Source organism: Microcoleus sp. Pol12A5, assembly GCF_036701435.1.
Taxonomy (GTDB): Bacteria; Cyanobacteriota; Cyanobacteriia; order Cyanobacteriales; family Microcoleaceae; genus Microcoleus.
This window is the reverse complement of the sequence record NZ_JAUBQU010000127.1, coordinates 1-16,483: the sequence shown is the minus strand read 5'-3', so window position 1 is coordinate 16,483 and position 16,483 is coordinate 1. Positions and strand designations below refer to the sequence as shown.

The 16,483-nt window shown below is 46.7% G+C and carries 19 protein-coding genes; 5 read left to right on the top strand and 14 right to left on the bottom strand.

What is annotated here, in order from left to right; translation table 11 throughout:
* Positions 1–370 precede the first annotated feature (370 nt).
* Both QUA45_RS23860 and QUA45_RS23855 read right to left on the bottom strand, forming a co-directional pair.
* On the bottom strand, positions 371–613 hold the full coding sequence (locus QUA45_RS23860) for a DUF433 domain-containing protein (RefSeq protein ID WP_333077799.1): 243 nt from the start codon (positions 611–613) through the stop codon (positions 371–373).
* A 261-nt stretch (positions 614–874) separates the two neighbouring features.
* Positions 875–1,273: a hypothetical protein gene (locus QUA45_RS23855; protein WP_333100090.1), complete on the bottom strand. Its 399-nt coding sequence runs from the start codon at positions 1,271–1,273 to the stop codon at positions 875–877.
* A gap of 107 nt (positions 1,274–1,380) precedes the next feature.
* Here QUA45_RS23855 and QUA45_RS23850 point away from each other — a divergent pair, with 107 nt between their 5' ends.
* From QUA45_RS23850 to QUA45_RS23840, 3 genes are all read left to right on the top strand, one after another.
* Positions 1,381–1,590, top strand: a complete 210-nt coding sequence (locus QUA45_RS23850) for a hypothetical protein (protein ID WP_333100091.1) — start codon at positions 1,381–1,383, stop codon at positions 1,588–1,590.
* 326 nt (positions 1,591–1,916) lie between these two features.
* Positions 1,917–2,555 (top strand): lysophospholipid acyltransferase family protein, encoded by a 639-nt coding sequence (locus tag QUA45_RS23845; protein WP_333075772.1) that lies wholly within the window; start codon positions 1,917–1,919, stop codon positions 2,553–2,555.
* 154 nt (positions 2,556–2,709) lie between these two features.
* Positions 2,710–3,243, top strand: coding sequence for a hypothetical protein (locus QUA45_RS23840; protein WP_333222289.1), 534 nt, complete (start codon positions 2,710–2,712; stop codon positions 3,241–3,243).
* A 266-nt stretch (positions 3,244–3,509) separates the two neighbouring features.
* Here QUA45_RS23840 and QUA45_RS23835 read toward each other — a convergent pair whose 3' ends face one another.
* From QUA45_RS23835 to QUA45_RS23795, 9 genes are all read right to left on the bottom strand, one after another.
* Positions 3,510–4,055 (bottom strand): GAF domain-containing protein, encoded by a 546-nt coding sequence (locus QUA45_RS23835; protein WP_333222288.1) that lies wholly within the window; start codon positions 4,053–4,055, stop codon positions 3,510–3,512.
* A gap of 165 nt (positions 4,056–4,220) precedes the next feature.
* Positions 4,221–4,811: a YdcF family protein gene (locus QUA45_RS23830; protein ID WP_333100094.1), complete on the bottom strand. Its 591-nt coding sequence runs from the start codon at positions 4,809–4,811 to the stop codon at positions 4,221–4,223.
* 728 nt (positions 4,812–5,539) lie between these two features.
* The gene (locus tag QUA45_RS23825; RefSeq protein WP_333222287.1) at positions 5,540–6,370 is read right to left on the bottom strand and encodes a GUN4 domain-containing protein; all 831 of its coding nucleotides are present in this window, start codon (positions 6,368–6,370) and stop codon (positions 5,540–5,542) included.
* A 150-nt stretch (positions 6,371–6,520) separates the two neighbouring features.
* Positions 6,521–7,663 carry a hybrid sensor histidine kinase/response regulator gene (locus QUA45_RS23820; RefSeq protein WP_333100096.1) on the bottom strand — a complete coding sequence of 381 codons (1,143 nt, stop codon included), beginning with the start codon at positions 7,661–7,663 and terminating at the stop codon, positions 6,521–6,523.
* A gap of 150 nt (positions 7,664–7,813) precedes the next feature.
* Positions 7,814–10,468 carry a GAF domain-containing protein gene (locus QUA45_RS23815; protein WP_333100097.1) on the bottom strand — a complete coding sequence of 885 codons (2,655 nt, stop codon included), beginning with the start codon at positions 10,466–10,468 and terminating at the stop codon, positions 7,814–7,816.
* A 585-nt stretch (positions 10,469–11,053) separates the two neighbouring features.
* Positions 11,054–12,187, bottom strand: a complete 1,134-nt coding sequence (locus tag QUA45_RS23810) for a glycosyltransferase (RefSeq protein WP_333222286.1) — start codon at positions 12,185–12,187, stop codon at positions 11,054–11,056.
* A gap of 13 nt (positions 12,188–12,200) precedes the next feature.
* Positions 12,201–12,398, bottom strand: coding sequence for a hypothetical protein (locus QUA45_RS23805; protein ID WP_333222285.1), 198 nt, complete (start codon positions 12,396–12,398; stop codon positions 12,201–12,203).
* A 481-nt stretch (positions 12,399–12,879) separates the two neighbouring features.
* On the bottom strand, positions 12,880–14,028 hold the full coding sequence (locus tag QUA45_RS23800; RefSeq protein ID WP_015175194.1) for an NAD-dependent epimerase/dehydratase family protein: 1,149 nt from the start codon (positions 14,026–14,028) through the stop codon (positions 12,880–12,882).
* Between the two features lie 110 nt (positions 14,029–14,138).
* On the bottom strand, positions 14,139–14,729 hold the full coding sequence (locus QUA45_RS23795; RefSeq protein WP_333222284.1) for a chromophore lyase CpcT/CpeT: 591 nt from the start codon (positions 14,727–14,729) through the stop codon (positions 14,139–14,141).
* Positions 14,730–14,930: 201 nt separating this feature from the next.
* Between QUA45_RS23795 and QUA45_RS23790 the strand changes: the two genes are divergently transcribed.
* Positions 14,931–15,155, top strand: a complete 225-nt coding sequence (locus QUA45_RS23790; RefSeq protein ID WP_333100101.1) for a KTSC domain-containing protein — start codon at positions 14,931–14,933, stop codon at positions 15,153–15,155.
* Between the two features lie 41 nt (positions 15,156–15,196).
* Here the strand turns inward: QUA45_RS23790 and QUA45_RS23785 are convergent, their stop codons facing one another.
* Positions 15,197–15,409, bottom strand: a complete 213-nt coding sequence (locus QUA45_RS23785) for an XRE family transcriptional regulator (RefSeq protein WP_333222283.1) — start codon at positions 15,407–15,409, stop codon at positions 15,197–15,199.
* Positions 15,410–15,419: 10 nt separating this feature from the next.
* A complete protein-coding gene (locus tag QUA45_RS23780; RefSeq protein WP_106148990.1) occupies positions 15,420–15,632 on the bottom strand; it encodes a helix-turn-helix domain-containing protein in 213 nt (70 codons plus the stop codon).
* A 136-nt stretch (positions 15,633–15,768) separates the two neighbouring features.
* Between QUA45_RS23780 and QUA45_RS23775 the strand changes: the two genes are divergently transcribed.
* Positions 15,769–15,993: a hypothetical protein gene (locus QUA45_RS23775; RefSeq protein WP_333222282.1), complete on the top strand. Its 225-nt coding sequence runs from the start codon at positions 15,769–15,771 to the stop codon at positions 15,991–15,993.
* A 326-nt stretch (positions 15,994–16,319) separates the two neighbouring features.
* On the opposite strand, the gene petL is transcribed toward QUA45_RS23775, so the two are convergent.
* Complete coding sequence (gene petL / locus QUA45_RS23770; protein ID WP_006633742.1) at positions 16,320–16,421, bottom strand: cytochrome b6-f complex subunit PetL; 102 nt, start codon at positions 16,419–16,421, stop codon at positions 16,320–16,322.
* Between the last annotated feature and the right edge of the window lie 62 nt (positions 16,422–16,483).

Genomic DNA, 16,483 nt, shown 5'->3' with positions numbered 1-16,483 from the left:
CTTCTTTGAATGGTGAATTTATCTCAAAATATACTCACCACTGATGAACAGTGTTCAATAAGATGCGTTCCCCCTGCAGTAGAACCCCGTTTAGCTGTTCCTAATACCAGAAAAGTTGCCAGAGTAATGGTTTTTAATTTTTTTAACATGGGTATCACTTTTAAAACACTATAGCTAGCGCTCATAGTATTTAATGATTTTATGATACATTGATCCTATCATACTTTAGTATGAAAAACTCTAGCTTAGACTTAAAATTCGCCTTAGCATCTCGAAGCTTTTCCCATGCAGCTTTCGTTCCTGGTTTTGGTGGTTGGGCGGCAATTCTAGCAATCAGATCGCGGTTTTTTTCTTCATAATACAACTGCAGTTACTCAGCTTCCTTAACAACCATTTGATACTCAGCTTCAACATCAGCGCGATTTGCCTCAATATAAGCTAAAGCCGCATTAATTTGTTCCTCTGTAAGGTCAAACAATCCCCTGATAAACTTAGGCGGATATTGAGCCGTCACATAGTCCATGATGTCGTAGATAGTGATGCGCGTACCTGCGAGCGTCAGTCCTCTTTCTGTACGGATGATAGCTGTTTTTTTATTAGATATGTTTGTCATGCTTATCGCCTCCTAGAAGTTATCTTTATATTAATATCTGATTCCCCGCAATTTTTGGATTCGGTCTTACTAACTGCCTAAGTTAAATTATCAATAATACTCGCAATTTTTCACAGTCCGATCGCACTTTCATTAAAAAGCCAGTTTTTGAAATAACTCCGCAATCGGAAGAGTAAAGCGGGGGACGATTTCTTCGCCATCAAAGGAATCAGCGGACTTGAGCAGGCGATCGAGATCTTGGGACGATCAATACACCAACACCTACTGTTCTTTAGCATGAATCACCCAAACTAAACGCGCTCCATTTTCAAAATATTCTACGAGTTTGTCGTGAATTTCTGCCAATATATTGCTAAGAGAAAAGATTGCTACTCGCAGTACGCTCTGGTTCCCTAAACCATAAGTATTAGCAATATCGCTAGCCAACTGACAGTTTATTCTGAATTGCCCCATGTCAATTTTACTATTTCTGGCGCGGTAATACCAAGTTCTACCGCCAGCGTTGGGTATCTCCTGACAGTCCGAATATGTCACCTCAAACATCTTGGCAATATGCACGTCATAGAGCACAAACTGACCCCCGTAAGCAGATTTTGTGGTATTGGTTTCTGACACCGTAACGGTATAAGTTCCTCCGCTCAAGTTCAAGATAATCTTCAAGGGAAATACTCAAGACTCGTCAAAAGTCGGCGGCACGGCGACCCAGATTAAAGAAAGTAATTAACAGACCGACAGTTAGCTGCACTCACCAAACGCTTAAAGAACAAGTGCTCGGAGGTGGCGAGTTTGGCACGACGCAAAATATTACCACGCTCGATCGAGATGCGACAACTCCCCTGCTGCAAGTCTTAGGCAAGAACAGCATTGGTTATGCCACATTCGCTCAAGTAGCCAATCAGAAAGCGGTGCGCGTTGTTCCCGTCAACGGTGCGACGCCGGGTGCGGGTAACTATCCTTACAAGCGGCAGTTGTACTAGGCCTACAACAATCCTCCTAGCCAAGCAGTTAAGGATTTCTTGGGCTGTGCCACTTCTTCGGAAGGACAGAAAGCTATGCTGACCGGAAATTGAGCCTTTGCAAACCTCCGACATTCAGTTAAATAGTCCACCAGACTTAAGTCTGGCGCTACACAAGCTTGCGTCCGCGCCGGCGGACTTCTTCTTTAACCCACGTAGGTGGGTTTTGTGTGTGTAGACGCGGTTTCCAAGCGCAGGCAACCCTACAAACCTCAAAATACTATTCATTTGTCATTGCTGAACTGATAGGCTAATATTCGATGTAATTTAAAACTTAAGGTTTTTCTGTGAGCAAAAGTCGCGAACCAGTCGAAAGTTTACTTCTCTACTATTTATTCAAATGGTCAATTGTCAGCCCGATGCTGCACCTTTACTTTCGAGGCCGCATCTACGGTGCAGAAAATGTGCCGACAGAAGGGCCTGTGGTAGTAGTCAGCAATCACGCCAGCGATTTTGATCCGCCGATTTTGTCGAATTGCATGAGGCGGCCTGTGGCATTTATGGCAAAGGAAGAGTTATTTAAAGTTCCTATTTTGAAGCAGGCAATTACGCTTTACGGTGCTTACCCAGTGAAGCGGGAAAGTGCCGATCGCAGTGCTATTCGCTCGGCTATCAATTCTTTAGAAAATGGCTGGGCGACGGGTGTATTTTTGCAGGGGACTCGCACCCCAGACGGCAGAATTACTGAACCGAAATTAGGTGCGGCGCTGATAGCTGCTAAGGCAAAAGCGCCGCTGTTACCGGTTAGTTTGTGGGGAACTCACGCGATTTCGTCGAAAGGTTCTGGAATTCCGCGTCCGGTGCCGCTAACGGTGCGAATTGGCAAGCTAATTGAAGCGCCCGGTTCCTCGGATCGCGAGGAGTTGCAAGCGCTGACTCAAAGATGTGCGATCGAGATTAATGCCATGCACGATTTGGGTCGTTGATTTTATAACTTTTGTTGCTGTTTTTCAGGTTATATCTACAGATAGATGAATGCTGAAGATAAACATCGAAAAATATCAATATAAGTGATTGAAAACAAGCGCAATAATTAGGCTTGAATTTGAGTTTAATTTTACAGGGGATAAGAAGAAAGATATGGTAACAAGCAATCAAACCCGCGCGTTGGGATTGTTTTCTAACCGCGAAGATGCGGAGCAAGCTCTGACAGAATTGAAATCTTCCGGGTTTCCAATGCATAAAGTTTCGGTTGTTGCTAGGGATGCAGGCGAGTCTGTAGGCGAGACTGAAACGATCGCTCAGGTGGGCGATAAAAATCTAGACACAGGAGCAGGAGTGGTAGCAGACGCTCTGACAAATAGTGCTTTAGCCACCGTGCTAGTGGGTCTCGGAAGTTTAGCTATTCCCGGAATCGGGCCGATGATTGCAGCGGGCACTTTGGGCGCCTCACTGGTGGCTAGCGTAGCAAGCACTGGCGTCTCGGCGGCGGCTTTCGGTGGAGTGGTGAAGGCCTTGACTGACTTGGGAATTCCGGAAGAAACAGCTAGAACTTACACCGATCGCCTGCGGGCCGGCGATTATTTGGTGGTAGTAGATGGCGCGGAGGATGATATTAGTCGGGCTCAAGGGATTTTCAGCAGTCGGGGCATTCAAAATTGGGGCGTTTTTTAAACAGGAATTGTACACCAGCTCTATCTGTAGGGCGATGTACACCCCACCCTTGGTGATAACAACCAGCTCAAATTTAGTACCCGACTTTTGTGTGAAAATTAGCGCATAGATCCCCCCTAACTAAAAAAGGGGGGAACCGGAAATGCTCTTTTGTCGCCCGGGAAGGGCATTGAGAATCGGCTAAAACCACGCTCTAGAGGTGGTTTTAGTCTTAAATTTACATTCATTCCTTGCCCACCCCCTCCCTACAAGTCAATTATTGATTGTTATCGCTCATCTTTTGATGCTGAGGCGGTGACATAAGCGACAGCTAAAGGCGAAATTTTTTCTGTAACTGCTGCGATAACTTGGCGATCGAAGTCAGTCCACACTCTGGGGCGATCGAACATACAAGGCTGCAATACCCCCCACAATAAGCCGTCATCACAAAGGTGAGCGTGAATCAAAGCTCGATGTCCGAACTCTTTTGCCTCAAAATCTTTGTTGACAACTTCAGGATTGGCTGTTTCAACATCCTCAACAAAAATCGACGGTTTAGTTCGCAAAGCTGCTGCAAACAAAGGGTCTTCTTCCCCTAAAGATTCCGGTTCTTTTTTCCATTCTGCGTCCCAAACCTCTGGAATGTTCGAGTTGTGACGCCAGCAGTAAGGTACTCTGCCCATTTGCGTTTCAGGATTGCGGAGGTAGAGAAAGACCCGATCGCAATTTAACACCTCGCCTAAAGCCGGCACCAAAGCCGAAAAAACAGCATCCGGTGTTTTGGTGTCACTCAAAATTTGCTCTAGAACTTGTGGCAGAATTTGGTCGGTCATTAACTTTAGCTTTTGAAGTTCATCTACTAATTTTAAACTATTCGTTCTCTTCTCTTACGCATTTATCATCAGCCTCTTCCCGCTTCTTTAAATAGTTATAGAAAACAAGTTTTAAAACCAGAGAGAATGGCAAAAAATTAACACTTTCTCAATGCTTTTCTGGGTTTATTCAATTCGGGCTTGGCTGAAGTCAGCACCCGTATAACCGGTGGTCAGCCAAAGAATAGCCCTAGCGCCGTCGCGAACCGCTTTTTCCACCGGTTCGGGGGTTCGCCCAGACGGAACTGCCACAGGCTTAAAACTAATGCCTCGACTGCCGAGTACGATTTCGCCGATAATCTGAGCTCGCCGCATATGATCGTCAGAAGTGATCAGATACACGCTCTCAATCCCTTGAGCTTTCAATTCATCTACCAGGGTGGTAAAATTTGTTACCGTATCCACCGCTCTGTAGTCTAAGTGCAGGCGATCGGACTCAATTCCCGCTTCTGAAAATACCCATTCCGCGAACTCCGGATTGCTCCCAGACGACACCCAAATCGGCAATTCAGGATGAGCCCGAGCAAATTTGGCGGCAAACACCTCTCGCTCCGTAGCCCCACCTAGAACTAACAAAGCTTGGGGTCTCTGAAATTCGCTCTTAACGTGCTGATAGCCAAACCAGCACGCCGTCAAAAGCCCTACTAGGAACCAAAAACTGCGTGAAGTGTTCAAACGCTTGTAACGCTGCGTGTTTGAGTTGATTCTTAACCACATCTAAACCTATAAAAATTTTATGTAACTCACAAAGGAACCATAACAAAAAATACCGCACGTATAGCCCACTAACAGGAATTAAAAATTAAAATTTAAAAAAGAGTCGGGGGATCATAAGATTTTAGATTTTAGATTTTAGATTTTAGATTGACTCTACGCTTGTGGTGGGGCTTAAACAGGTGATTTTAGATTTGAGATTTTAGATTTCAGATGGATTCTATAGAGGTTCTGCGTAAGTCCTCGTCTTCAAGCAAGTATTCGTGTGTGGGCGAATTCGTTAGCAGATATGCAAAAAAGAGGGGCAAAACTTAGGCTTACCCCTCCTGCTGTTCATTTTTCTTGATTTTTAACGGGACTGGCCGGGTTCGAACCGGCGACCTAGCGCTTCAGATTTGTGTGAGTTTCCCCACTCTCTGGACTATACCTTCACCATATGCTTGCAGCTTTTAGGTGGTGACCGTCTAGTCTCTAAACCTTCCTGATTTCAATATAGGCGATTGTTTAATCGCCCTGAACTCAGGCTTGGCTTGGTATTGCCTTAGAGTCATAGGAACCCACGAACTCTTTAGGTTTCACCAAATTTGACCACATTCACTCCCAGAGTTTCCTCGCAGGGTGCCCGATTCTTCAGGAGGCGCTTGCTCTATCCATCTGAGCCACAGCCCCAGTTGCTAAACCGTTTTGATTATAGCAGTTAATGTCGATTTTGATTTTTTTATTATGGATGACTACCGATCGCCAGTTGCCAGTTTCGCAGCGATGCGGGCAAAGTTTTCTGCTGCGGTGAGTTTACCAGCACCGTAACAGGCGCGCTGCCTCCATGCGGTTACGGGGAGATGTCCGGGGGGAGCATCTTCGTTGAAGGAGAGCTCGCTGTAATATTTCCAATTTTCCTTGACTCGCCAGCCGACTCGATCGCAAAATTGAGTATAATTTGCCTCGGTACTTTCCCAAATCTGCTGCTGCACGCTCAACCCGAACCGCCCGCTGCTGTATTGTTGCCAAAGTTGGTCGATCGTGCGAAGGTCTGTAGGAGGGAAACTGTCAATATCGGCTGCACTCAGCCAGCCTTCGTCTTCCCTGACAGCGATTTGCAGCAAGATTTCCCAAGTGTGTTCGTCAGCTTTGCGCCATTTTCCGGTTTCTAATAGCTTTGTCAGTTGGCGGTAGTCCATCCCCACTTCGGAGATAGCCGGAGTTGAGTCAGGTATAGCGCCGATTTTGTCTTCGAGTCGCTGTAGAGTGCTGACAATCAATTCGGGGTTTAGTTGTTCGAGGCGGTACAGAACCCATTCTAACTGAGATTGAATGTATGTGCGGGCGATCGCACCTTGCTGCAATTCCCCCTGCAACTCATCAAATTTAGCTAACCAATTTTGTTGATTGCGGGCCATTTCCCACATTTGTTTTGCCCACTGCAATCTAACTTGTTCTTTTTTTAAATAAGTTTTGGAAGGCTTAGCACGTTGCGGGTAGGGAGTCAAATCCCACCCGCAAATCGAGCAAAACTCTGCTTTTTCTTCTATGTATTCAGCACCGCACACTGGACATTTAGACATATTGCCATACATTCGGTTGCCAAGTAATTATATGACATCGGGTAAATTAACCACTATTCGATTAGGTACGCACTTTGCAACCTACAATTACAGTTTATCTGCAGTAATGTGGGCATTCCGCACCCGAAAGTTAGAGTTATTGATACCGATTTAACAAGGCAAGCGAATAGTAAACAAACTGCCTTTGCCCAAATCCGATTTTACCTCGATCGTGCCGCGGTGAGCTTCGACTATTTGGCGGCAGAGGTGCAGTCCCAAACCTGTACCGGATCTCTTGTGAGTTCCCGGGCCAAACCTTTCAAATAACTTTGCTTTTTCGGTGGGGGAAATTCCAGCGCCGGTGTCTTGGATTTCAATAATTACCCATGCCAGCGGTTGGTTTTTGAAGCTCGTATAAGCAGGTGAATTGGCAGCTTTTAAGGTGATATCTATTGAGCCTTTGTCGGTGAATTTAATCGCATTTCCGATGAGATTGGTCAGCAAGCGGTGCAGCTCCAGACGATCGCCCGGATACTTCGCAATTGGTGCACTTTCTGCACTTTCTGTCAAGTCTAAATTTACCGACAAACCTTTAGCATCCGCTAGGGGAGCTAGTTCTTCAGCTACCTCAGTAATAAGCTGGCGCAAATCCACGGCAGCGAAACTTAGGGATTTGCGACCTGCTTCGTAGCGGTAGACTTCCAGCAACATATTTACCATCGCGATCAGGTTTTGGTTGCTGCGAACCATAGTCCCGAAAGCGTCGCGCATGGGAAGGGAAATTTCTCCCAAAGCTCCCTGCTGCATTAAAGTTAACATTCGATCGGCTGCTACGAGGGGCGTCCGCAAGTCGTGAGCGAGCCGGGAGACAAAATCTTCGCGCTGGAGGGCGATCGAATTGCGCTCGTCTACGCTGTGTTTTAGCCGTAGGAGCGATCGAACCCTCGCCAGCAGTTCATCCATTTCCACTGGTTTGCGGATGAAATCGTCGGCTCCCATGTCCAATCCCTGGACTACGCTCGCACTGTCGTGAGCCGTGATCAGCAAAATCGGGATAAAGGGCAATTCCTTATTTTGTCGGATTCGTTTAGTGACTTCGTAACCATCCATTCCCGGCATCATCACGTCTAGCAGTACCAAATCCGGGGCTGACTTGTCAATTTGGCTCAAGGCAGAAAAGCCGTTCTCGGCCGTACTAATTTCGTAACCTTCTTCTTCTAGGATTGTTTGAACCAACAAAACATTATCTGGTGCGTCGTCTACCACCAGAATCCGATCGGCTTTTGTGGCATTCGGAACAGATAAATAACTCATTTAATTGTTAGCCTGGAAATAAATACTAACTTTAATATGGCATCCGATTCATATTTTCACATTTTTACACTTGTTAACTCTGTCATAAGGAAGATCTCACAACTTTATCAAATCTTTTTACTTTTGAACACTCGGATGTAATATAATTTACTACTTGGTTGTCATCGTATGCACGCCGTCCCAATCATCAGGCGGGGGTACTTCCAAATATCTCAGGGATCGGTCGAGGTGAACTTCCACAGGTCGATCGCTGGGTCGCATTGCTAAAGCCGCTTCAAAACAACTAATAGCTTTCTGAAAATTTCTAGCAATATAAGCATCCCTACCCTGACCGTAAAGTTCCAAAAACCGAACGGTTTCCCCGTCGATGGGTTCAGAACTATTTTGCAGCAACTCGTAAATACCCACCGGCTGATTTTTGCCCTTAACCCTCACCTTGTCTAACTCTCGCACCCAAATTCCTTCGCGACACAAACTGTATGTAAATTCGCTTAAAATTATATCGCATCCGTACTCCTTTGTAAGCTGTTCCAATCGCGAACTCAAATTCACCGCATCCCCTATTACCGTGTAATCCATTCGCTTTTGAGAACCAATATTTCCCGAAACTACTTCTCCGGAACTAATCCCAATTCCGAAGCGAAACGGATCTGCACTAGGGCGAGAATCATTAAACTCTTTCAAACGCCGGCGCATATCTAAAGCCGACTGAACCGCCATCCAACCGTGACTTTCCGGGGGATTGAGCGGCAGGGGGGCGCCGAACACCGCCATTAAAGCATCGCCGATAAACTTGTCTAAAATGCCTTCGTAGTGGATAACGGCCTCCACCATCGTCTCAAAATATTCGTTTAGCAGGGATACCACATCGGACGCTCCCAGATTTTCGGTGAGTGTGGTGTAGCCGCGAATGTCGGAAAATAAAATAGTAACTTCTTTGCGTTCGCCTACCATCAGAGCGCCTTCGCCCAAGGCCATCACTTTATCTACGACTCCAGGAGTCAGGTAGCGGTACATGGTATTTTTCATCCGCTTTTCGCGACTGATATCTTCGAGCACGACTAAACCGCCGCGCACGCCACCTTCTGGATTGAGCAGCGGGTTGACAGTCAAATTCAAACTGCGTTCAATTACTTTAATTCGAGAGGCGGGGATCGGCAGCGGGCAATAAGGGTGATACAGGGCAGAATTTCGCAGGGCAAATAGAGATTGGGCATTAGCTAATTCTGCCAGCGCTACTTCCTCAGTCCACCCGCGGTTTTCGCCCCAAGCGTAATATAAAGTAGGCTCAGCGCGATCGGGCACAGCCAAAATATAACTTTCTTCTTCTTCTTTTTGTTGTTGGGAATTAAGTGTTTTTTCTACCAACAGTCCCACAGTTAAACTTTGTTCGGGAACGTAATGTCGGGCAGCATTTTTGAGGCTGTCTTCTAGTCGAAATTGCAAATTGTCGATCGGCACAACTTCCCAAACATAGCGATTCACCAGTTTATCTTCCCAAATCTGGGGATTGTGTTTGCTTTTAGCTTGATTTACCGGACAGCCCAACAATTCTAGGGCTGCTTCGTTGATAGTAACAACTCGCCCCTTCAAATCCGTGGAAATGACTGCATCAGAAAGACTTTGCAGCATATCTTTTTGATACTGCTTTTCCACCATCACGTTCTGAAACAGTTGAGAATTTTGCAGCGCCATTCCCGCTTGGGAATTAAACGCTCGCAAAAACTCTTCGTCGGAAGGGGTGAAAGTACCTTGGTTCTTATTAATTAGTTGAGTTACCCCGATCAGCTCACCTTTAGCGTTATGCACGGGCATGCACAAGACAGTCCGAGTGCGGTATCCCGTTTGCTGGTCTGTAGATGGGTCAAAGCGGGGATCGTCGTAAGCATCTGTAATATTTAGAGGTTGACCGGTCGAAGCCACGTAGCCCGCAATTCCCCTATTCGCAGGAATACGGATTTCCATCATCGTTGTACCGTCGGCCTTAGCGACTTTTGTCCAAAGTTCGTTGGTTTCCCGATTTAACAAAAATAGCGTGCTGCGATCGGCCTGCATCAAGTCGCGAGCTTGATCCATGACCGAGCGCAAAGTTGTTTCCAAGTCAAGACTTTGACCCAAAGTCGTTGTGGCTTTCAAAAGTGCGGCAACCCCTCGCTGGTTGCGCGCCACGACGTAGAAAGACTGACAGCTTTCTAGAATAATCCCGATCGAATCTGCAAAAGCCTGGAACTGCTGTTCGTCTTCCTCGCTAAAGGAGACATTGCCAGCTTTATTTAAGAGTCTGACCACTGCTACGGGTTCGTCTTGGCTCTTGCTGCTAAAAATCGGCATACAGAGCATGGTCTTGATTTGATAGCCCGGTGGTTCGTCTACTTCGGAATTAAAATACTCGTGCGATCGAGCTTCGGCGACATTGATCGATTTTCCGGTGGTTGCTACGTAGCCTAAAATGCCTGCATCCATCGGCAAGCGCACTTCTACATCCTCGCCCGTAAGTGGATCGAGTGTTTTGTGCCACAGTTGATTTTTGTTGGAGTCAACCAAAAAAATTGTTGTCCGGTCTGCTTGCAGAATTTGACCAATTTTGACAGTGAAGGCATCTAAAAGTTGCTCTAAGAGACTTTCGAGTGCTTCATTGTTAATCAGGTCCATCGCCCGGATAAACTGCTGAAATTCAGCCGTGATAAAGTCCAGCAGGCACACTAATTCAGGAACTGGCAGGCTCTTAACACGGGAGGTCAATGCCCCCATAAAATTGACTTGAGTCAGTGTAGCCAGAACGCTACCAGTATTGGAGAAGGTCATGATTAACTGCTTGCTCAGAAGGGTAAACTGACTGCAGGTTGAGCCGCGCTAGATTCGGCGGCAGTGCACACTCTTGAATTTGTTTGCAAGCGCGTCGGCACTCGCTTGCCGTTTTGATGAATCCTGAGTTCAAAAGTGGCGCACGCAACTTCAGTTTGCTTGTTATGTATGCTCGATCGATCTTTTTTACAACCTCGATGATACTGATGAGGGTTCGTCCATTCAAGCTGAACTTGAGTTCGCAAAACTGCAAGCCTGAAAATTAGGTGACAGGCTTTAGTTTGATCGAGAGTGCAGTGTGGATTTGACGCTCTGTGCTCGACTGCAGCGCGCGGTGTGACTGTTTTAGCGCACTAGGGGACCGTATCCGGTCAGGTAAAGGGCGCTATGAAAGCAGCGCGCAAGGTCTTCCTACAGAGCTTACTCATAGTTTAATGGTAAACGCAACAGCAGGATAGCGACGGTAATTTATGCAGCAAAAAAGTTCGATCGGTCTTTGAAAACATCCCTCCTCACTACCAACTGACGATCGAACAGCGAAGCTAAGCTGGCGGTGATGTTTAAAGGTGCTACAGATCCTGACATTTAGGCCGCTCTGGGCACAGACTGGGCAAACACCACTGATTGATAGTAGCGCTGGAGTTGTGCGGCGGCGGCGGCCCAACCCCAGCGTTCGGCTTCTCGGCGAGCGTTATGGCGCAGGGTTTCCCGTTCTTGGGGATTCGCAAACAGACGCTTGGTGGCGGCGAGTGCTCCTTCTTCGTCGGCGGGGTCAAATAAATATCCGTTAACGCCGTCGGTGACGATATCGGGAATTCCGCCGCTGCGCGCCGCCACTACAGGCGTCCCCGCAGCCATTGCTTCTAGGAGAACTAAGCCTAGGGTTTCAGTGCGGGAGGGAAAAATAAAGGCGTCGGCCGATGCGTAAGCTGTTGCGAGTTCTTGCCCCTTGAGGTAGCCGACAAAATTGGTGGGTGTACCGGCAAAATATTGTTCGAGAGTTTGCCGGTGCGGGCCGTCTCCCACTAAGGCGAGGCGGGCGTCGGGAATGGCTGCGAGGACTGGTTTGATGCGTTCGATTTCTTTTTCTGCACCGAGACGGCCGACATACAGCAGCAGGGGACTGTCTGGGTTATTTTCCGAAAGGCGCGATCGCATTTCTCCACTTGCCAATTCCGGGACAAACATTTCAGTATCTACACCCCGCTGCCACAAATCTACTCGCTCAATGCCGTGGGTTCTCAATTCCTCCACCATTGCTGTGGAAGTGCAGAGATTCAATTCTGCTTGGTTGTGCGCTCCTTTGAGCAGTTCCCACAATAAAGGTTCGAGGACTCCGAAACCGTAGTGGTGCAAGTATTTGGGCAAATGCGTGTGGTAAGAAGCCAAAATCGGAATATTGAACTTTTTGCCGTAATATATACCCCCCAATCCCAAAATTGCGGGATTGACAACGTGAATAATATCCGGTTTAAACTGCTCTAATTGGCGACCTACAGCCGGAGAAGGAAGTGCCATTTTCAGTTCCGGGTACATCGGCAAAGGCAAACCCTCCACACCGTAAACTCGGGCGCCTTTGTATTCTTTAATCCCGTAATCTGGAGAAAATATCAAAACTTGTTCGCCCGCGCGCTGCAAGTGATCTACAGTGTGAATCAGGCGCGTCACAATGCCGTCTATTTTTGGCAGAAATGTTTCAGTGAAAAGAGCAATTTTCATAAAAATAAGTTACTTAGGGAGCCGATAATCGTAGCCTGCGGGCAAGGTCATCGGTAACAGGATACACTGTCTCGCGGGGAGCTAAGTCATGGCGTGCGATCGGCTGCTTTTCTACACTTGTTCTTTCTGTTTCACTACCGCTAATTTGGAGCCAGAGGTTTTTGGGATAAGATGCAAATTCCCGGAATGCCAATTGATAAAATTCTCCCACCTAAAAGCCATCCCCAGTTTCGGCAAAGCAATTAATTCTGTGAATTTCCTGTGCTGTTCTGGCAATTTATAATATTGCTGTTTCAGTGGCATACCGGGCTTCGCTCACTCGCTCGGCGCTAATTTTGATAACTCGCCGTTACTGCAACCCATTCGGCTATTAAATAATAAGCACAAACTGCACTCGCTGACAATCGAGGCAGAACAACCAAAAGCCACAGAAAGAGAATTTGACTTTTTACCGCTTTATTCCCAAAAAACCCGCCCTAAAAACCTTATGCCATTTTTCAATTAAACGCAGAGGACGCAGAGAACACAGAGCAAAAGATCAAAAAGATAGATATGAAAAAATTAATCTACAAATAAATCTCTTCTGAACTTGCAAACATTTCTCCTCTCTTCCCTTCTTTTCTTTTACTTCGCGCCCTTCGCGCCTTCGCGGTTCGTTAAAAAATCTCTTACCCCCAGGTAGATACCAGAACTTACTTCCAAGAAACCTTCGGCAAAATCTGGTTTTTATCGACACGGTGCTGATATTTTGTAGCAAAATTCAGCAGAGAATCGAGCAGGGAATCTGAGAGATAGTGCGGTTGCAAACCGAGGTCTAGCAAATTGGTGTTTTTGGCATTGAAATAATGTTCTTCTTTCTCGACTCTGGGATTTTCGATGTTGTTGATTTCTACTTTTAATCCCATGGCCATGCCTGCTTTTTGCACCAAGGAGGCTAAGTCGCCGACGCTGAATTGTTCGGTGAATTGGTTGAAGACGCGGAATTGTCCGGCTTCGGCGGGGTTGGCGATCGCCAATTCCACGCACCGCACGGTATCCCGAATGTCTAAGAAGCTGCGGGTTTGTCCGCCAGTTCCGTAAACTGTCAGAGGATGACCGATCGCAGCTTGGATGCAAAATCTGTTCAATGCTGTCCCGAATACTCCGTCGTAGTCCAAACGGTTGATCAACAGTTCGTCCATGCCGGTTTCATCTGTGAGCACGCCGTAGACGACGCCCTGATTTAAGTCGGTGGCTCTTAAACCCCAGATTTTGCAAGCAAAATGGATGTTGTGGGAGTCGTGGACTTTTGACAGGTGGTAGAAACTGCCTGGTTGTTTGGGATAGGGTAGTGTATCCTTGCGGCCGTTGTGTTCGATCGTAATGTAGCCTTCTTCAATGTCAATATTCGGCGTGCCGTATTCGCCCATGGTCCCCAATTTCACTAGGTGACAGTCGGGGAAGTCTTCGCGGATGGCGTACAGCAGGTTGAGTGTCCCGACGACGTTATTGACTTGGGTGAGGACTGCGTGTTCGCGATCGATCATTGAGAAAGGTGCCGAACGCTGTTCGCCGAAATGGACGATCGCCTCTGGTGCAAATTTTCTCATGCTTTTGCTGAGAAAATCGTAGTTGGTGATGTCACCGACGAACAAGTCGATCGACTTGCCCGTTAAATCTTGCCATCGCTGGAGTCGTTGCTGAATCGGTGCGATGGGAGTGAGGGTGTCGCTGCACAGTTCCAGATCCCAGTGCCGCCGCACGAAGCTGTCGAGGATGCCAACTTCGTAACCTTTGTTAGAAAGGTAGAGTGCGGTTGCCCAACCGCAATAGCCATCGCCACCAATAACCAGGACTTTCATAAATCAACGGTGAATCTTGCTTGCCAATACTGCGTTAATGTACCAGGTATTGGTGCATTCTGAACCTTTAATCAAGCGTGTTCGCCCAGGAAGCAGTCTGTTTTTTTAGATTAAACGGGAATTTCGTCGGCAAAACTGGCCCGGCGGGTGAATTCAAAAGGGCCGGCCTGGGCTCCCCAGACGTGGGCGTCGGTTTCTGGGTCGCGTCCGCGATCGTGGCTAATAAATTTGTCTTGGTCAATCTCGAATTCGCTGTCTAGATAGGTTTTTTTGCCCTTTCTGACCACCATGCAGCCTTTTCCTGGTTCGACAAACCCTTTGAAGCTGTTGCCCGTCCACTGCGTAATAAAGGTGCAGCCGGGAAGTAGAGTCAGTTGTGCTGTTTTGATTTCTTGCAGCCGTTGCGGGTCGCGGGAAGCGCCGTAGAATTGTTCTTCGTTTTCTATGGCATAATTTTCGATGTCAATTCGATCGCCCACCGGGACTAATTTCAAAACTCGGACTCGGTACGGTACATTCAGTTCAATATCGTAGGCTTGTTCTAGGTACAAGCTGAGCCCATCCAAAACTTCGACCGGCAAAGGCCTCATGCAGACGCGGATGTGGGCGAAAAATGGCGGATTTTCAAAGGCTTGGGCTTGGTTGCTGAAATCGGCGGCCATCCAGCGGCCGAGGGTGACGATATCGGTGGAATGAGTCATTTCGATTTTAGATTTGGGATTTTAGATTTTAGATTGGGGTTCTGGTAAAAGTTATTTTAGGGGAAATAAGGCGCGATCGCGCGCTACATCCCGGACTTCTGCGAAGTCGAGGATCTGGGTATTCTGTTTTTTTAGGCGGGCTAACTTAAATTGCAGGGCGATCGGCTATAAATAGTTACAGAAAAGCATCGCAGAATTACCATGAAACTAGAACCTGTTGCATCTAGCATGATCCAATCTGCTGGTTATGACGAGAAAAGCTCCACCCTCGAAGTTGTTTTCAATAGTGGCAAAACCTATCGATATTTTGAAGTTCCCAAGACTGTCTACTTGGAACTGATGGAATCAGATTCCAAAGGTAGTTATATGCTATCTGACGTTATTGATTGTTTTCCTTACCAACAAGTAAAGAAACGGCGACGATAAGTACGGCATTAATCAACGTATCCCATTAGCGAGAGCGCCCTTTATTCCCAAAACTCGACTAAATCTTCAATCATGACATCAAAAGCAAGGGCGATCTTCTCAACAGCCGTCATATCGACCATACTCATCCCATCATGGCGTCTAGCGTACCCTTTAAGCGTTTTGTAATTAACCCTCTTGGCGATCGGCCACATCTTGCAGCCTCCAGCCTTTTCTTCTACCAACTCTCGAATTTTTAGTGGAACTCGCTTCATTGGTGCGCCCTCAATCTTCCAAAATCTCGACCAAATCTTCCATTGTCACGTCGAAGGCGCGGGCAATTTTGTAGACAGCAGAAAGATCGACTGTGTTTAAAGCATCACGCTGAACGTAGCTTCTGACAGTGTTGTAATTAACTCCGGATCGATCGGCAACTTGCTTTAGTGTCCAACCCTTTTGCTCAGCTAGTTCTCGAATCCGCAGTCTAACGTATCCCATGTTTTAACTTGACATTGATGCGTATGCAACATATGATATCTATGTACACTGAAAACGATCGCCCTCCTAGCCTCGAAAACTTAAGGGCGATCGCCTTTTCTATCACACCCCGCTTTCGGCGGGGAAGGATTACCCTATGATACCAACATCAAAGCCCAAATTAAACACTCATCCCTGGTGTATTGTGCGGCAATTGCCAAATATGCAGCGATTGGTGGTTGCTCGGTTCCACCGCCGGGGCGATGCGGAGGGATACATACAGATTTTACGGCGGTTGTTGCCGACGGCTAAACACGCGATCGTTTTTGATACGACTGGGGCCGAGAAATTGCCAGAAGTTCGATCGACTCAATTAGATTGAATGTTTTAATTAATCAGGAGCGATCGAGTTTTACAACAAGTGCGATCGCTCCTTCATCCTCAAGGCAAATAATTCGGGAATTGAGGGATTTTAGATTTTAGATTTTAGATTTTAGATTTTAGATTGTAAATTTTAGGTTGAAGCCTTAACCCAATTAGTTTGGCTCAAATATCAAATTAATCACTTCTAGCCTAAAGTTATATTACTCGAAGCATTTGCGCCGTCAATCCACAGATTAAATCAGAGATTTTTGGCGCAAATACTTTGTCGAACTGATACTTTTGCCAGAGATTAAATACTCTGGTTCAGACATCTAAATTAGCCAATTAGATGAGTTTGACAGCCCGCAGACCAAACATCAGCACTGTCGCCAAGCCGATCATGCCGCCAAAAATCCCAAAATAAGTTATTGCTCCGCTAAGAGTCATTGCAATTTCTCCAAAACAATCAATAAAAAGACCTATAAGAACTATAATCTAAAATCTAATAT

Bases quoted from the DNA above. Each gene is read 5' to 3' on its own strand.
- QUA45_RS23860 (WP_333077799.1), bottom strand. From the start codon at position 613: ATGACAAACATATCTAATAAAAAAACAGCTATCATCCGTACAGAAAGA.
- QUA45_RS23840 (WP_333222289.1), top strand. From the start codon at position 2,710: ATGGTAACAAGCAATCAAACCCGCGCGTTGGGATTGTTTTCTAACCGC.
- QUA45_RS23835 (WP_333222288.1), bottom strand. From the start codon at position 4,055: ATGACCGACCAAATTCTGCCACAAGTTCTAGAGCAAATTTTGAGTGAC.
- QUA45_RS23830 (WP_333100094.1), bottom strand. From the start codon at position 4,811: ATGTGGTTAAGAATCAACTCAAACACGCAGCGTTACAAGCGTTTGAAC.
- QUA45_RS23825 (WP_333222287.1), bottom strand. From the start codon at position 6,370: ATGTCTAAATGTCCAGTGTGCGGTGCTGAATACATAGAAGAAAAAGCA.
- QUA45_RS23820 (WP_333100096.1), bottom strand. From the start codon at position 7,663: ATGAGTTATTTATCTGTTCCGAATGCCACAAAAGCCGATCGGATTCTG.
- QUA45_RS23815 (WP_333100097.1), bottom strand. From the start codon at position 10,468: ATGACCTTCTCCAATACTGGTAGCGTTCTGGCTACACTGACTCAAGTC.
- QUA45_RS23810 (WP_333222286.1), bottom strand. From the start codon at position 12,187: ATGAAAATTGCTCTTTTCACTGAAACATTTCTGCCAAAAATAGACGGC.
- QUA45_RS23800 (WP_015175194.1), bottom strand. From the start codon at position 14,028: ATGAAAGTCCTGGTTATTGGTGGCGATGGCTATTGCGGTTGGGCAACC.
- QUA45_RS23795 (WP_333222284.1), bottom strand. From the start codon at position 14,729: ATGACTCATTCCACCGATATCGTCACCCTCGGCCGCTGGATGGCCGCC.
- QUA45_RS23790 (WP_333100101.1), top strand. From the start codon at position 14,931: ATGAAACTAGAACCTGTTGCATCTAGCATGATCCAATCTGCTGGTTAT.
- QUA45_RS23785 (WP_333222283.1), bottom strand. From the start codon at position 15,409: ATGAAGCGAGTTCCACTAAAAATTCGAGAGTTGGTAGAAGAAAAGGCT.
- QUA45_RS23780 (WP_106148990.1), bottom strand. From the start codon at position 15,632: ATGGGATACGTTAGACTGCGGATTCGAGAACTAGCTGAGCAAAAGGGT.
- QUA45_RS23775 (WP_333222282.1), top strand. From the start codon at position 15,769: ATGATACCAACATCAAAGCCCAAATTAAACACTCATCCCTGGTGTATT.
- petL (WP_006633742.1), bottom strand. From the start codon at position 16,421: ATGACTCTTAGCGGAGCAATAACTTATTTTGGGATTTTTGGCGGCATG.